15 protein-coding genes are annotated in these 14,317 nt (G+C 64.6%); 10 read left to right on the plus strand and 5 right to left on the minus strand.

Features of this window, described 5'->3' with window-relative positions; genetic code table 11:
- The first annotated feature begins 62 nt into the window (after window positions 1-62).
- The 4 genes from PVT71_RS28735 to PVT71_RS28750 are packed head-to-tail and all read left to right on the plus strand — an operon-like array spanning window position 63 to window position 3,554.
- Window positions 63-1,454: an FAD-binding oxidoreductase gene (locus tag PVT71_RS28735; RefSeq protein ID WP_353476843.1), complete on the plus strand. Its 1,392-nt coding sequence runs from the start codon at window positions 63-65 to the stop codon at window positions 1,452-1,454.
- Window positions 1,455-1,459: 5 nt separating this feature from the next.
- Window positions 1,460-2,764, plus strand: a complete 1,305-nt coding sequence (locus tag PVT71_RS28740; protein WP_224917979.1) for a cytosine deaminase — start codon at window positions 1,460-1,462, stop codon at window positions 2,762-2,764.
- Window positions 2,761-3,105, plus strand: a complete 345-nt coding sequence (locus tag PVT71_RS28745; RefSeq protein WP_353476844.1) for a 2Fe-2S iron-sulfur cluster-binding protein — start codon at window positions 2,761-2,763, stop codon at window positions 3,103-3,105. Before PVT71_RS28740 ends, PVT71_RS28745 begins: the two co-directional genes overlap by 4 nt.
- Before the next feature lie 11 nt (window positions 3,106-3,116).
- Window positions 3,117-3,554, plus strand: a complete 438-nt coding sequence (locus PVT71_RS28750; protein ID WP_224917977.1) for a heme-binding protein — start codon at window positions 3,117-3,119, stop codon at window positions 3,552-3,554.
- Window positions 3,555-3,696: 142 nt separating this feature from the next.
- Here PVT71_RS28750 and PVT71_RS28755 read toward each other — a convergent pair whose 3' ends face one another.
- From PVT71_RS28755 to PVT71_RS28770, 4 genes are all read right to left on the minus strand, one after another.
- Complete coding sequence (locus PVT71_RS28755; protein ID WP_224917974.1) at window positions 3,697-4,662, minus strand: pirin family protein; 966 nt, start codon at window positions 4,660-4,662, stop codon at window positions 3,697-3,699.
- Between the two features lie 128 nt (window positions 4,663-4,790).
- Window positions 4,791-5,090 (minus strand): GNAT family N-acetyltransferase, encoded by a 300-nt coding sequence (locus PVT71_RS28760; RefSeq protein ID WP_224917973.1) that lies wholly within the window; start codon window positions 5,088-5,090, stop codon window positions 4,791-4,793.
- A gap of 77 nt (window positions 5,091-5,167) precedes the next feature.
- Window positions 5,168-5,773 (minus strand): alpha/beta hydrolase, encoded by a 606-nt coding sequence (locus tag PVT71_RS28765; RefSeq protein WP_353476845.1) that lies wholly within the window; start codon window positions 5,771-5,773, stop codon window positions 5,168-5,170.
- Window positions 5,774-5,778: 5 nt separating this feature from the next.
- Window positions 5,779-6,711 carry a VOC family protein gene (locus PVT71_RS28770; protein WP_353476846.1) on the minus strand — a complete coding sequence of 311 codons (933 nt, stop codon included), beginning with the start codon at window positions 6,709-6,711 and terminating at the stop codon, window positions 5,779-5,781.
- Window positions 6,712-6,825: 114 nt separating this feature from the next.
- Here PVT71_RS28770 and PVT71_RS28775 point away from each other — a divergent pair, with 114 nt between their 5' ends.
- From PVT71_RS28775 to PVT71_RS28800, 6 genes are all read left to right on the plus strand, one after another.
- On the plus strand, window positions 6,826-7,731 hold the full coding sequence (locus PVT71_RS28775) for a LysR family transcriptional regulator (RefSeq protein WP_353476847.1): 906 nt from the start codon (window positions 6,826-6,828) through the stop codon (window positions 7,729-7,731).
- 451 nt (window positions 7,732-8,182) lie between these two features.
- A complete protein-coding gene (locus PVT71_RS28780; RefSeq protein ID WP_353476848.1) occupies window positions 8,183-9,181 on the plus strand; it encodes an IS30 family transposase in 999 nt (332 codons plus the stop codon).
- 97 nt (window positions 9,182-9,278) lie between these two features.
- Window positions 9,279-10,295, plus strand: a complete 1,017-nt coding sequence (locus PVT71_RS28785; RefSeq protein ID WP_353476849.1) for an IS30 family transposase — start codon at window positions 9,279-9,281, stop codon at window positions 10,293-10,295.
- On the plus strand, window positions 10,283-10,678 hold the full coding sequence (locus PVT71_RS28790) for a transposase (protein ID WP_353476850.1): 396 nt from the start codon (window positions 10,283-10,285) through the stop codon (window positions 10,676-10,678). The genes PVT71_RS28785 and PVT71_RS28790 overlap by 13 nt, the downstream gene beginning before the upstream one ends.
- A complete protein-coding gene (gene tnpB / locus PVT71_RS28795; protein WP_353476851.1) occupies window positions 10,675-11,025 on the plus strand; it encodes an IS66 family insertion sequence element accessory protein TnpB in 351 nt (116 codons plus the stop codon). Before PVT71_RS28790 ends, tnpB begins: the two co-directional genes overlap by 4 nt.
- 59 nt (window positions 11,026-11,084) lie before the next feature.
- Window positions 11,085-12,710, plus strand: a complete 1,626-nt coding sequence (locus PVT71_RS28800) for an IS66 family transposase (RefSeq protein WP_353476852.1) — start codon at window positions 11,085-11,087, stop codon at window positions 12,708-12,710.
- Window positions 12,711-13,265: 555 nt separating this feature from the next.
- Here the strand turns inward: PVT71_RS28800 and PVT71_RS28805 are convergent.
- On the minus strand, window positions 13,266-14,015 hold the full coding sequence (locus PVT71_RS28805; protein WP_092431170.1) for a hypothetical protein: 750 nt from the start codon (window positions 14,013-14,015) through the stop codon (window positions 13,266-13,268).
- Between the last annotated feature and the right edge of the window lie 302 nt (window positions 14,016-14,317).

Genomic DNA, 14,317 nt, shown 5'->3' on the forward strand with positions numbered 1-14,317 from the left:
GCACCAACCGGTCGTCCCCCGCGGCACCGGATCGGCCCCGGCTACCCCGAAAGGACCCTGCCATGAACCTCGACGCCTTCCGCAAGGAACTCTCCGCCATCCCGCAGACGGACGATCCGCTGACCGTCAAGCGCAAGAGCCGCGACATGACCTCGGCCTTCAGCCCGATCCTGCGCGAGGATCTCAAGGATCGTTTCGCCGACCTGGTGGTCACCCCGCAGTGCCGCGCTGACGTGATCGCCATCGCAGGGGCCGCCGCGCGCCACAAGGTGCCGCTGATGCCGCGTGGCGCTGGCACCTGCAACTGGGGCCAGGGCATTCCGCTCGCGGGCGGCGCGGTGGTGGACATGACCAAGCTGACCGGCGTGCTGGCCGAGACCGAGCGCACCGTGCGCGTGGCCCCCGGCACCCTCATGTCCGACATCGACCGGCATCTGCAGCCCGGCGGACACGAGCTGCGCATTCACCCTTCGACCCGCGCCACGGCCACCATCGGTGGCTTCATCGGCGGTGGCCACGTGGGCATCGGCTCGTGCAACTGGGGCATCCTACACGACATCGGCAACATCTCCCGCGTCGAGGTGATTTCGGTCGAGGAGACCCCGCGCGTGGTCGAGCTGAAGGGCTCGGACGTGAACCACGTGCACCACGCCTATGGCTCGAACGGGCTGATCACCGCCATCGAGATGCCGCTGGCCACCGCCTTCGGCTGGCGCGAGGCCATTGTCGATTTTGCCGATTTCATGCGCGCCGTCGAGTTTGCTTATTCGCTCAACGCCAGCGACGGCATCATTCCCAAGATGGTGGCGGTGAACGAATGGCGCTACGCCGAGCTTTTCACCCACACCGGGCTTGGCGGCATCCTGCGGGACCGGCGGCATACGGTTCACGTAATGATCGCCGACGTTTCGCTCGAGGCCTTCGAGGCGATGGTGGCCGACTATGGCGGCACCATCGTCTATGAGGGTGCCGAGGCACAGGGGCCCTTCGGGCGACCGCTCTACGAGTTCTCCTTCGGCCATGCCCGGCTGAATGCCAACAAGGTGGACCCAACGCTGGTCGCCAACATTGGCATTTTCCCGCACGACGACCTCTTCGGCTCGATCGAGCGCTGCCATGCCAAGTTCATGGACCTCGGCCCGCTGCGCTTCGACTTCAAGCGCATGGACGGGCGGCTTACGGCGCAGGGCTCACCGCTCTTCGCCTACCAAAGCGCGGCGCATATGGGCGAGGTGATCGAGGCAATGCAGGCCGAGGGCGTCGAGGCTGCGAACACCCACACCATGCACGTTAAGGAAAACGGCATGAAACCGGTTGGGGCGGCGGAATATGCCTTCAAACAGCAGATGGACCCGCACAACCTGATGAACCCAGGCAAGTTCGCCGCCGAGGCGGGCAGCGCGGGAGAGGGCGCGGCGCTGCCGACCTCGGGCTGGACCTACCGGAAGGCGTGAACGGAATGGCACTTCCGACCTCTCTGCCCCGGCGCGCGGCGCTGGGGCGGCTCTTCGCACCAACCCTGGCCGGCCCCTCCGGGCTGGTCGACCTCGTGCTCTCGGACGGCCGGATCGAGGCGATCCGCCCCGGCGGCTCGGTGCCCGGCGCGCTCGACCTCGGCGGGCGCATCGTGCTGCCGGGCTTCGTCGACATGCACACCCATCTCGACAAGGGTCACATCTGGCCGCGCGCCGCCAATGCCGACGGCAGCCACGCGACGGCGGCGCGGACCGTCGCGCGCGACCGCCAGCAGAACTGGTGCGCCAGGGACGTCGCGCGGCGCTTCGAGTTCGGCCTGCGCTGCGCGCTCGCCCATGGCACGGTCGCGATGCGCAGCCATCTCGACAGCTACGAGCACGAGCAGGCGGAAATCAGCTTCGAGGTCTTTGGCCAGTTGCGCGACGCCTGGCAGGGCCGCATCGCCCTGCAGCCCGTGGTGATGACCCGCATTGAGCGCTACGCGGGCGCGCAGGGAGAGCGGCTGGCGCAACTCGCGTCCCGCCACGGCGGGGCGCTGGGGGGCATCCTGAAGATCGAAGCCGGCTTCGTGCAGGGGACGCAGGCGGAGCCCTATCTCGACCGGCTCTTCACCCTGGCCGAGAAGCACGGGCTGGGTGTCGATCTGCATGTGGACGAGACCGGTGATCCCGGCTCGGCGCAGCTGCGGACGGTGGCCGAAGCGGTGCTGCGGACGGGTTTCGAAGGCCCTGTCGCCTGCGGCCATTGCTGCAGCCTCGCGGTGCAGCCCGGCGAGGAAGCCGAGGGTACCATCGCGCTGGTCGCCCGCGCCGGGATCACCGTGGTGAGCCTGCCGATGGTTAACCTCTACCTGCAGGACCGCGCGCCGGGCCGCACCCCGCGCTGGCGCGGCGTCACCCCGCTTCACGAGCTGCGCGCTGCCGGGGTGCGGGTGGTCTCCGCCAGCGACAATTGTCGCGACCCGTTCTTCGCCTTCGGCGATCACGACATGCTCGAGGTCTTCCGCGAGACCCTGCGCATCGGACATCTCGACACCGACTGGCGCGGCTGGCTGGGCATGGTCACTTCGGAGGCCGCGGGGGCCATGGGGCTGCCAGAGGCCGGAGAGATCCGCGCGGGCGGCGCGGCAAACCTCATCCTCTGCAACGCCCGCAGTCTCTCAGAACTGCTGGCACGGCCGCAATCCGATCGGCGGGTGATCCGCGCCGGGCAGGTGCTGGACGCCGCGCTGCCCGACTATTCCGATCTCGATCCGCTTTTCGAACCGCAGAAGGAGCCGCTTGCATGACCACGATGACCACGACCGGCACGATTGCCGTGACCTTCCTCGGGCCCGATGGGGTGGCACACCCGCTGCGCGTCCGGCCGGGCGGCTCGCTGATGGAGGCGGCGCGGGATGCCGGGATCGAGGGTATCGTCGCAGAATGCGGCGGCGCCTGTACCTGCGCGACCTGCCACGTGCATGTCGAGGACGCTTGGCGCGAACTGATCCCGGCGCCAGTAGGGCAGGAGATCGACATGCTCGACTTCACTGCCGAACCCGGACCGGGCTCGCGCCTGTCCTGTCAAATCCGCCTCTGTCCGGAGTTGGACGGACTCACCGTCCGCTTGCCCGTAAGCCAGTATTGAAAGGAGCCCAAATGTCCCTCACGCTCGAAAGCGCTCTCGCGCTTGCCCGCGCCGTTCTCGAGGAAGGGCAGCGGCGCGGCTGTGCGCCCCTCGCGGTGGTGGTTACCGATCCCGGAGGCCGCGACATCTGCGCGCTGCGCGGCGACGGGGCCGGGCACCTGCGCATCGTGATCGCCCGCGCCAAGGCTGGTGGTGCGCTCGGCATCGGTTTCAATACCCGCGACGTGCAGGTCCTCGCCGGGCGGATTCCTGACTTCGTCGCGGCGGCAAACGCGGCGACGGAGGGCGGACTCATTCCCTCGCCGGGCGGCGTGATCCTCTACCGCGGCGGCGAGCTGGCTGGCGCCATCGGTGTATCAGGTGACACTGGCGACAATGACGAGGCCTGTATCCTGGCAGTCCTCAAAGGGTCCGAGCTCCAGGCCGCCGCACCTTATTGGGACAACTAGCGCGCGCCGCCCGGGCGCGCATACACTTGCCTCAGCAGGCAACCGCTTGCATGCCCTGCCATTGCATAGTTCAGCGTTGTCCGCCCCTGAGCTTTCAAGTGCCCCATCGATCTGCCTCGCTATGCATATCCATTCGCGGAAACTAGTCCCAGTTTCTCGGACGGGTGCGGTCCAGCTCTTCGGTGATCGGGATGAATTCCTGCTCGTCTCCCGGCGGCAGGCGGAAGGGACCGTTCGCCCAGTCGGCGGCTTTCCAGTCCTCCTTGGCCTGTTCGATGCGGTCCTTTGACGACGAGACGAAGTTCCACCAGATGTAGCGCGGCCCATTCATCGTCGCGCCGCCGAGCGCCATGAGGCGGGCGCCCTGAGGACCGGCCTTGACCGAGATCCGGTCGCCGGGGCGGAACACCATCATCCGGCCGGCCTCGAAGATGTCGCCCGAGACCTCGATCGCACCTTCGGTGACATATATTCCGCGGTCCTCCTGATCCTCGGGCAAGGGGAACCCGGCCCCCGGCTGCAGCACGACGTCGAGGTAGAAGGTTTCGGACGGCATGGTCACCGGGCTTTTTTCGCCATAGGCGGCGCCGAGGATGAGCCGGGCTTCGCTGCCACCGTCTGAGATCACCGGGAGCGCCTCCTTGCCGTGGTGCTCGAAGCCGGGGTCGCTTTCCTCGAGGTGTTCGGGCAGGGCGATCCAGGTCTGGATGCCGAAAAGGCTGTGGCGGGTGCCGCGGGTCTTTTCGCTGGTGCGTTCCGAATGGGTCACGCCGCGGCCCGCGGTCATCCAGTTGACCTCGCCGGGGTAGATCATCTGGTGGCTGCCGATGCTGTCGCGGTGTTCGAACTCGCCCTGGTAGAGGTAGGTGACCGTGCCGAGCCCGATATGCGGGTGCGGGCGTACGTCGATGCCACCCTCGGTGATGAACTCGGCGGGGCCCATCTGGTCAAAGAAGATGAACGGTCCGACCATCTGCCGCTTCGGCGAGGGCAGGGCGCGGCGGACGTCGAAGCCGCCGATGTCGCGGGCGCGGGGGATGATCAACGTCTCGAGTGCGCCGCAGCCAAAGCTCGGGCATTCGGGGCTATGGGTGGGGTTCCAGCTCATTTCGGGTCTCCTCTGGGTCGGTCGGCGTTACCGCCTCTGTCCTGTGTATCCTCCTGGCACGGGCGATGCCTCGCCCGCATGACTTGCGCACAGCGGCGCTGTGTTCGGGGACGCGGCGACCGGCAGGGTCACCACTGGATGACGTCGGCGGTCTCGTCGCGGTGGCGCATCGCGTAGCCGCGCACGAAGGGGCAGAGCGGCACGATGCGCTGGCCCTTGCCGCGTGCGTCCTCGAGAAGGCGCAGCACCAGTGCCTTGGCGATCCCCATGCCACGCATGCTGTCGGGCACCGCGGTGTGGTCGGCGATGATGAGGGTCGGCGAGACCTTGGAGATGGTCAACTCGCCTTCGCCCGCGACACCCTCCACCGTGGCGACATAGCGCGCCTTGCTGTCGGTTTCGCTGTAACTGATGATCGGATCGGTCATTCTGATGTCTCCTGAATGGGTCTGCGCGATACGGTGGGAGAAGTCTCCGGCGCCCGGGGAGGGGGCGCCGGGGCGGGTCATGCGGTGAGCAGCTCGGCGAGGGCCGAGAGCTCGCCCTGCCGGACCTCGTGGCCGCCGTCGTGGATCTCGGTCCGGACGTCGGCGCCACTGTCGACCAGCCACGTCAGCAGCGCTTCGGTGAGCGGCCAGGGGCAGATCGGATCGCGGCGCCCGGCGGTGACCAGCACGGGCCGCCCGCCAAGATCGACCGGCGCGGGGTGCCACGGGATCAGCGGGTGCAGCAGGCCGATCCGCTCGAAGAGCTCGGGTTGCGACATCACCACCGAAGCGAGGATGTTGGCACCGTTGGAATAGCCGAAGCCATAGACCGGCGCGTCCGGGTTGGCGGCTTTGTGCGCGGCGATGAAGGCCGCCATCCGTTCGGTTCGCAGCGCGAGGTCGTCCATGTCATAGACGCCTTCGCCGGTGCGCCGGAAGAAGCGCGCGGCGCCGCCTTCCGAGACGTCTCCCCGGGGCGAGACGATGCCCGCGCCGGGGTGGATCTGCCGCACCAGCTCGAAGAACTGGTCCTCGTCTCCGCCGGTGCCATGAAACGCGAAGATCAGCGGAGCCCCCTGATCGGGGGCACGGGTGCGGGCATGGTAGCTCAGGGTCTGGGTCATGACGATCAGGCTCCGATTGTGGGCAGAAGCTCTTCGATCTGGCCGCGGTACGGCTCGTATCGGGTCGGCAGCTTCAGCGCCTGCCCGAGGTTCGCGGTGTCCTCGTCCCGGTCAAATCCGGGCTCGTTGGTGGCGATCTCGAACAGCACGCCGCCGGGGGTGCGGAAGTAGATCGCCCAGAAGTAGTCGCGGTCGATCACCGGGGTGACCTGATAGCCGGTGTCGAGCAGCGCCTCGCGCACCCGCAGCTGTGCCGCGCGGTCCTCGACCGCAAAGGCGATGTGATGCACCGATCCCGCGCCCTGCGCGGCGGTCTGACCGCCGGGCACGGCCTCGAGGTCGATGGTGTCGGCGGCATTGCCGCCCTCGATGCGGTAGCGCGTAACGGCACCGTCGGTCTCGTCCTTCTGGTAGCCCATGAAGGTCAGCAGCTCGGCGGTCGCGGCACTGTCGCGCAGCCGCATCCGGGCGCCGTGGAAGCCGAGGATGCCGGCCTCGTCGGGCACGCCGGCGCCGGTCCAGGCGGTGCGGCCGCGATCAGGGCTTTCCACCAGCGCGAAGCCGTCGCCATCGGGGCCGGCAAACTCCAGCCGTGTCTCGCCGAGGAAGCTGCTTTCAGTCAGCCCGGTTGCGCCCTTGGCGGCGAGCCGGTCCTTCCAGTAGCCAAGCGCGCCCTCGGGCACGGCGAACTCGGTCACGCCGACCTCGCCGGTGCCGCGGCGGCCACGGGGCATCTGGCCGAAGGGGAAATAGGTCATCACCGAGCCGGGGGTGCCGATCTCGTCGCCATAGTAGAGGTGGTAGACCTCGGGCGCGTCGAAGTTGACGGTCTTCTTGACCCGGCGCAGGCCGAGCGTGTCGGTGAAGAAGCGGTTGTTCTCGGCCGCGTCCGCCGCCATCGAGGTGACGTGGTGCAGCCCTTTGATGTCCGTGATCATCTCGATCTCCATCAGCGGGGTGTCTGTTGCATCCAAGATAGGGGCTACGATAATTTTCAAGAATAGAAACTAACTGGCATTTACTATTGCGATGGACCGCAACAATCTGGCGCGATGCAGACCATCAAGCCGATCCGCGTGTTTCTTGAAGTCGTCGAGCAGGGCAGTTTTGCCGGGGCCGCCCGCAGCCTGCGGATGACCCCGGCGTCGATCACCAGGATCATCGCCCAACTCGAGGAGGACCTCGGCCAGCAATTGCTGCTTCGCACGACCCGGCAGGTTTCGCTCACCGGGGCAGGGGCGATGGTCGCGGCGCGCTATCGCCCGGTGCTCGAAGAGTTCGACAGGGTGACCGAGGAGGTCACGCGCATCACGACGCCCGACCGGGGGCGGCTGGCGATCAACGCGCCCATGTCATTCGGCATGCGGCTGATGCCGGGTCTGGTGGCGAGCTTCCGGCTGGCCTATCCGCATATCGCGCTCGATGTGCAGCTGACCGATGTGCTGGTCGACATCCTTGACGCCAACTGCGATCTCGCGATCCGCATCTCGGACCCGCCGGCGGACAAGTCGACGATCTGGCGTCGGATCTGTCACGTGCCACGGCAGGTGGTCGCATCGCCCGCGCTCTTCGATCGCATCCCGCGCCCTTCGTTCCCCGACGACCTGCTGCCCGAGCATTGCCTGTCCTACGGCCATGGGGGCGCCGCCGAAATCTGGGTCTTCACCCGCGGCGGCCAGCGTCGGACGCTGCGCGCCGGGACGGATGTGATGTCGAACAACGGCGAGTTCCTCTATGAAATGGCGCTGTCGGGAAACGGCATGGTCAATCTGCCGGATTTTCTGGTGCGGGAGGGGCTGGCCTCGGGCGCTCTCGAAGTGGTGCTGCCGGAGTGGCAGATCCCTCCGCTCAACCTCATGCTCTATTATCCGCCCTACGAGAAACTGCCACCGCTGGTCGGGACCTTCACCGACTTCTTCGAGGCCTACATCCGCGACATCGACAGTTTCGATTTTTGATCCCGTGCCCGGTTCAGTTCCAATTGGAAATCAGAAAACTCCAAAAGGGTTGGGCTACGTCGATCACTTCGACTTTCCGGCAGAACAGCTAACGGGGCAGCGCTGTGTGCGCACATATCCGGCAGTGCAGGTGCTGTTGCCCTTGCGGCCCGCTCGAGCCTTGGCTTCGACGAGGGCGACACCACGTTTGGTCCATTTTTTGGAACCGGAAAAGCGACTGTCTTGTGCGGAGCAGGTAAGTGCCAGAAGGAGAAAGCACCGGATGCTTCCCATGCTCATGGCAAAACGAACTTCGTTTCGTGCTCGTGTTTCGAATTGTTCCGGCGGGCAACCGCCCAAATGCCCTATAAATCATAATTTCCCTTACACGCGAAAGAGCAATGTAGCGGGCACATTCTAAAATGGGTTGCGACAAATCCCCTATCTTGCTGGAAAGCAAGGAGAACGGACGATGGCGCACAAAGAGTTGGACCTGCGTGAGCGGCGCAGGATCGAAGACCTGCTAAACGCAAAGCTGCCGGTCAGCACGATTGCCGCAGAGATCGGTCGGCATCGTTCGACGGTCTACCGCGAGATCAAGCGTAATGCCTTTGCTGCAGACACTGACGAGGTCGCCTACCTCGATGGCTACTACGGCATGGTCGCGCAGCGCAAAGCCTCCGACCGCCGGGCCCGGAGGCGCAAGCTGATCCGGCTTGTGGATTTGCGCGAAGCCGTTGTCGACCGTCTCAAGGCTGGCTGGTCACCTGAGCAGATCGCGGGCCGGATGCGCTTCGAAGGTCTGCCCGTGACCGTCAGCCACGAGACCATCTACGCCCATGTCTATGGCCCCGAGGGTCGTGCCGAAGAGCTGGCGCGACACCTGCCCAACCGGCGCAAGAAACGCAGGCCCCGGTATGCGCGGCGGTCCCGCAGCCAGGTCTTTCCGCCTGAACGGTCGATCCATCAGCGGCCAGAGTACGTCAAGACGCGGGAAACATTCGGAGAATGGGAAGGCGATCTGATGATCTTCGAGCGGGCGCAAGGCTCGATGAACGTCGCAACGCTGGTCGAGAGAAAGACCCGCTTCGCGGTCCTGTTCCGCAACAACGATCGCAGCTCCACGCACTTCATGAACAGCTTGATGAACGTGATGACGCCACTGCCCCAGCCGGCACGCAAGTCGATCACCTTTGACCGTGGGTTCGAGTTTCGCGACTGGCGAAAGCTCGAGGCCGGCATCGGGACAACCGCCTGGTTCTGCGACCCGCAGGCACCCTGGCAGAAAGGCTCGGTGGAAAACCTGAACGGGCGGGCCCGCCGCGTCCTGCCCCGCGATACGCCTCTCGCATCGCTTTCGGGACCCCAGATGAAGGAGATCAGCGAGAGGCTGAATGCGACACCGCGAAAGTGCCTCGGATGGCGCACGCCAACGGAAGCCTTCAGAGAAGAAATGGTGAAACTGAGATAGCGGACCCTGTCGCAACCACCCTTGAGCTCACACGGGTGGATTCACAAACGAAGTGCAAATTCTGTATCAAAACAGAAGTTTGCATGGAGGATGTGGAATGGGTCGTTGTTACCTTCAGCTGAGTTTCGAGGAACGGATCAAGATTGCCAAGTGGCGTGAGGCCAAGATGCCGATCCCAGAGATCGCGGATCGCCTGAGCCGCGCCCCCTCGACCATCTACCGCGATCTGAAGCGCAATCACTTCGACGGCGGCGACCTGCCCGAGCTCGCGGGATACTACGCGCTGAATGCCCAGACCATGAGCGAGAAGCGCCGCGCCCTTCACCGCAAGATGGTTCAGCACCCTCAGCTCAAAGCTGCCGTCGAGCATGGGCTCAAGGCTGGCTGGTCGCCGGAGCAGATCGCCGGCCGGATGCGTCTCGAGCAGCATGGGGTCCGTGTGAGCCACGAGACGATCTATCGCTACGCCTACTCGAAGGACGGTCGCGCCGAGCAGTTCTACCGACATCTCCCCGAGCATCGCAGACGCCGCAGACCGCGTGGATACCGCCGGTACCAGCGCAGCCACATCTCTGATGCGCAAAGCCTTTCAAACAGGCCGGATTGCGTCGCCGAGCGCGTTGAGTTTGGGCACTGGGAATGTGACCTGGTGATGTTCCGCAAGGAGCACGGCAAGATCAACGTGACCTCCCTGGTGGAGCGTGTCAGCCGCTATACCGTCGTGCTGCGCAACGAGGACCGACGATCGAAGCCTATCATGGAATCCCTCATCCAGGGGCTCTCCGCCCTGCCCGCGGATGCGCGGCAATCCATCACTTTCGACCGCGGAACCGAGTTCTCGGCATGGCAGCGGCTCAAGGATGGGATCGGCGCGGACAGTTGGTTTTGCGACCCGCAGGCGCCCTGGCAGAAAGGCACCGTCGAGAACACCAACAACCGTCTTCGCAAGTTCCTGCCCCGCTCGACCGAGCCGACGGCCCTGACAAATCGATATTTGAGGTCGATTTGCCAGCGCCTCAACGCGACGCCCCGCAAATGCCTGGTACGCCTCCGGCGAGGGCCGTCTGACGGGGCTTTGGAAGTGATGCTAAGTCCGACCTTATGGTCGACCTAAAGTTCACTCCCGAGATCGAGATCCTGGCAGCCGGGGATGTTCCGCGCCGGCGACACTGGAACGATGCGGATAAGCTCCATGTCGTGAAGGAAAGCTATCTGGGACACCGCCAGGTCACAGCGACGGCGCGGCGGCATGGGATCTCGCGGTCCCTTCTGACGACTTGGCGGCGTCAATATCGGAACGGTGAGTTGATCCGAGAGGAGGTTCCGGCATTTTTGCCGCTTACTCTCGCCCCCGAGGCCTCCGATCCGTCGCCACGTGCTGCCGCCAAGAATGTCCAGATGGAGATCGTGCTCAGGAACGGGCGGCGTTTGCTTGTGTCCTCGGCCGTTGATCCCGATGCCCTGGCCCGCCTCTTGCCCGTGCTGGAAGGACGATGATCGCGTTCCCGGCGGGGGTGCGCGTCTGGATCGCAGGTGGGGTGACCGACATGCGGCGCGGCATGAACACCTTGGCTCTGACGGTTCAGCAGGGGCTTGGGCGCGATCCGCATGCGGGCGAGCTCTTCTGCTTCCGCGGCCGCAAAGGCGACCTGGTCAAATTGCTCTGGCACGATGGTGTCGGCATGTCGCTCTACACGAAGCGGCTCGAGGCGGGGAAGTTCATCTGGCCGTCCAGCGGGAGCGGCGAAGCGGTGCAGATCTCGGCGGCCCAGCTCGGCTATCTTCTGGAGGGAATAGACTGGCGCAATCCGCGCTGGACGCAACGCCCGACAAAAGCCGGATAGGCCGCCGCTAAGCCCTTATTTTGTTGGGTGTGTGCGTGCCTGCGTGGTAAGCTTTGGTCATGCCAGATACCGCCTCCGAGATCGCCAGACTGCGCGCCGCGCTTGCCGCTTCGGAGGCCCGCGCCGAGGCTGCCGAGAGCGAGCTGGCGAAGACCCGGGCGGTGGTCTCGACCTCGGAAGCGATGATCAAGCGTCTGAAGCTGGAGATCGCCAAACTCAGGCGCGAGCACTATGGCCACAGCTCGGAACGCCGAGCCCGGCTGATCGACCAGATGGAGCTGCAGCTCGAAGAGCTCGAGGCGGCCGCCACCGAAGACGAGATTGAAGCGCTGAACGTGGCGAAGACCTCGGCCGTCGCCGGCTTCGAACGCCGCCGCCCGACGCGCAAGCCTTTCCCGGACCATCTACCGCGCGAGCGCATGGTCATCGAAGCGCCCACCACCTGCTCCTGCTGCGGGTCTGACCGCATCGTGAAGATGGGCGAAGACATCACCGAGACGCTCGAGGTCATCCCCCGGCAGTGGAAGGTCATCCAGACCGTCCGCGAGAAGTTCACCTGCAGGATCTGCGAGAAGATCAGTCAGTCCCCCGCCCCATTCCATCCGACGCCGCGGGGATGGGCTGGGCCGAACCTGCTGGCGATGGTTCTGTTCGAGAAGTTCGGGCAGCACCAACCGCTCAACCGCCAAGCCGAGCGCTACGCCAAGGAGGGCGTCGATCTCAGCCTCTCGACGCTGGCTGATCAGGTCGGGGCCTGTGCTGCCGCGCTTGAGCCGATCCATGCCCTGATCCGGACCCATGTTCTGACGGCCGAGCGCCTGCACGGCGACGACACCACGGTCCCCCTCCTGGCGAAGGGAGGGACGCAGACAGCACGGCTCTGGACCTATGTCAGAGATGACCGACCCTTTGCTGGCGGGGCGCCGCCAGCCGCGCTGTTCTACTTCTCGCGCGACAGGGAAATGGCCCATCCGAACCGGCATCTTGCAGGGTGGCAGGGCGTTCTCCAGGCCGACGCCTATGGCGGCTACAACGACCTCTACCGTGGTGGGCGTGAACCGGGTCCCGTGCTGAGCGCTCTCTGCTGGAGCCATGCTCGACGGAAGTTCTTCGAGCTTGCGGACATCAAGGAGAATGCCCGCCAGAAGAAGCCCGCGCACGACATATCGCCTGTCGCGCTGGAAGCCGTGAAGAAGATCGATGCCATCTTTGACATCGAGCGCCAGATCAACGGCCTGGACGTCGCCAGCCGGCTCGAGGCCAGGCACCGGCTGGTCCGCCCATTGGTCGAGGGCCTGCACGACTGGATGCAGACCGAGCAGGGCACCATGTCGAAGCACAACCCCGTCGCCAAGGCGATCGCCTACATGTTCAAGAAGGACCGTTGGGACGCCTTCACGCTCTTCCTGAACGACGGGCGGATCTGCCTGACCAACAATGCAGCCGAGCGCGCACTTCGCGGGATTGCACTGGGAAGAAGGTCCTGGCTCTTCGCGGGCTCCGAGCGCGGCGGCGACAGAGCAGCCTTCATGTACTCCTTGATCGTCACGGCAAAGATGAACGACATCGACCCGCAAGCATGGCTTGCTGACGTCCTCGCCCAGCTCCCCGGCACAACGGCATCACGCGTGCCGGACCTTCTGCCCTGGAATTGGCAGCCATCAGAGCGCCGGCGCGCGGCATGACCACGGCCTATGCCGGATGCTTACAATGCCTGGGCTACAGAACGCCTGCCGAAGTCTTCGAGGCCAAGCTCGTGGATATCCGGAACCGACTGACGTAAAATAGGAAATCAGATTTTGCGCTTCGGCGTGAGTTCACAGTGAACACCTGCCATGCCGCCCCTACCTTTAGCAGCTACGCAAAGGCGAAATCTCGGGCGAATACTAGCGCAATCTGCCTAAGGTTGAAATCTCTGCTTGTCAAAGCTGAGCCGTTTGTTGGACGCTTAGAGAAAGGACAACATTGCAGCAGGCAAGACATCGAGCAACAGCAACACTACGCTGGAGGAAGACATGTCAGCCAAATGGATTAACATTCAGATCATGGAATGCGAAGATTCGGCCGGCCGCGCTGTTACAGTGTTCAGACAATCTGATGGAACCCACCAACGCTACGTGCTCGGCAACGGGCGGAAGGTCGAGGCAAATGCGGACGGCACCTTCGTCATCCCGGAGTCTGCCACAGAATTGCGGGTCATGGGGATTTCGCGGGGTCTGCAGCGCGGACCTGAGCCCAGACTAGGCGGCTAACTTTTTACGTGCCCTCACTGCTAGGTCGCGCATGACCCGTTCGAAATCGCCCTCAGCAAAGCGCGCAATTCCATTGTGGGCGGCACAGGCTGACTTCGTGCCGTGCCATCTCGCCCCGATATCCTCAAGCCACCGACAAAACACCTCAGCCGCACCTTCTTCGGCATTCAATGCAGCGCCCAACGTGGGATGCAGCACGACCTGCGATACGTACCCGCGCAAGACCCCAGGCACGGGAAGAACATTCAGCGTGTCATCAACGTGGAGCGAGCCGCTGGCCGGATGAAATGCCAGAAGCGAGCCCGCGTGCACCTTCTCATTCTCCGAGAAATATCTGATGCCCGCTGGCAGCGAAAACTCGAGGTCTCGAGAATATCGATCAGCCACCGCTGCGCTTTCCACATGCTCGGTTTCCCAGGGCACCGTGCTGCAGACACGATGGTGCCGCTCCGAGCCATAGAATTTCGCCTTGGGGAAATCCCGCCCCATGGCGGCGCAGTGCAGAGTGTGGAACGGATGGAGGTTGAGGACCGCGTCCACCAGACTACCATCCCGCGTGAGCTCCATCACGAGCTCGCGGATTTCGCCATTCAAGGAATAGCTGTCGAGGAACACGAAACGGCCACTCCGCAACCGAACGATCGAAATCTGTGTGCCTACGTTGACGATCCCGGCCACCTTCATGGTGCAACGAATATTCCAGAAACCGCTCCCGAGGTTGACCAACCTGCGTGTCAACGCTCTCTCCCCCTTTGATCTGGCGCGACTTTCCATCGCGACTGCTCCGTGCACGTAGGCCCATAAGATCGGTTGACCAGTCCGGGAGCGATAGCTTCAAGCGCTTCCCAGCCAGCTTCAAGGCTGCCAAGGGGCGAGCGCTTCAGTGCATGATTTGCGCTCCGCCAATATCCCGATATCGGCCAGCCTTCGCGCCATGAGCCTGCATATCCTTCCCTGCAGGCGACAATGGTGTTCAGTGCCAAAGCCGCCTGATACTCAGAAGCCGCGGTTTGATCCGGAACAGTTGGCTGCAAGCTCCT

The organism is Salipiger sp. H15 (assembly GCF_040409955.1).
GTDB lineage: Bacteria > Pseudomonadota > Alphaproteobacteria > Rhodobacterales > Rhodobacteraceae > Salipiger.

What these genes read in the sequence shown, in the direction of transcription:
- PVT71_RS28735 (WP_353476843.1), top strand. Translation starts at nt 63, where the DNA reads ATGAACCTCGACGCCTTCCGCAAGGAACTCTCCGCCATCCCGCAGACG.
- PVT71_RS28740 (WP_224917979.1), top strand. Translation starts at nt 1,460, where the DNA reads ATGGCACTTCCGACCTCTCTGCCCCGGCGCGCGGCGCTGGGGCGGCTC.
- PVT71_RS28745 (WP_353476844.1), top strand. Translation starts at nt 2,761, where the DNA reads ATGACCACGATGACCACGACCGGCACGATTGCCGTGACCTTCCTCGGG.
- PVT71_RS28750 (WP_224917977.1), top strand. Translation starts at nt 3,117, where the DNA reads ATGTCCCTCACGCTCGAAAGCGCTCTCGCGCTTGCCCGCGCCGTTCTC.
- PVT71_RS28755 (WP_224917974.1), bottom strand. Translation starts at nt 4,662, where the DNA reads ATGAGCTGGAACCCCACCCATAGCCCCGAATGCCCGAGCTTTGGCTGC.
- PVT71_RS28760 (WP_224917973.1), bottom strand. Translation starts at nt 5,090, where the DNA reads ATGACCGATCCGATCATCAGTTACAGCGAAACCGACAGCAAGGCGCGC.
- PVT71_RS28765 (WP_353476845.1), bottom strand. Translation starts at nt 5,773, where the DNA reads ATGACCCAGACCCTGAGCTACCATGCCCGCACCCGTGCCCCCGATCAG.
- PVT71_RS28770 (WP_353476846.1), bottom strand. Translation starts at nt 6,711, where the DNA reads ATGATCACGGACATCAAAGGGCTGCACCACGTCACCTCGATGGCGGCG.
- PVT71_RS28775 (WP_353476847.1), top strand. Translation starts at nt 6,826, where the DNA reads ATGCAGACCATCAAGCCGATCCGCGTGTTTCTTGAAGTCGTCGAGCAG.
- PVT71_RS28780 (WP_353476848.1), top strand. Translation starts at nt 8,183, where the DNA reads ATGGCGCACAAAGAGTTGGACCTGCGTGAGCGGCGCAGGATCGAAGAC.
- PVT71_RS28785 (WP_353476849.1), top strand. Translation starts at nt 9,279, where the DNA reads ATGGGTCGTTGTTACCTTCAGCTGAGTTTCGAGGAACGGATCAAGATT.
- PVT71_RS28790 (WP_353476850.1), top strand. Translation starts at nt 10,283, where the DNA reads ATGGTCGACCTAAAGTTCACTCCCGAGATCGAGATCCTGGCAGCCGGG.
- tnpB (WP_353476851.1), top strand. Translation starts at nt 10,675, where the DNA reads ATGATCGCGTTCCCGGCGGGGGTGCGCGTCTGGATCGCAGGTGGGGTG.
- PVT71_RS28800 (WP_353476852.1), top strand. Translation starts at nt 11,085, where the DNA reads ATGCCAGATACCGCCTCCGAGATCGCCAGACTGCGCGCCGCGCTTGCC.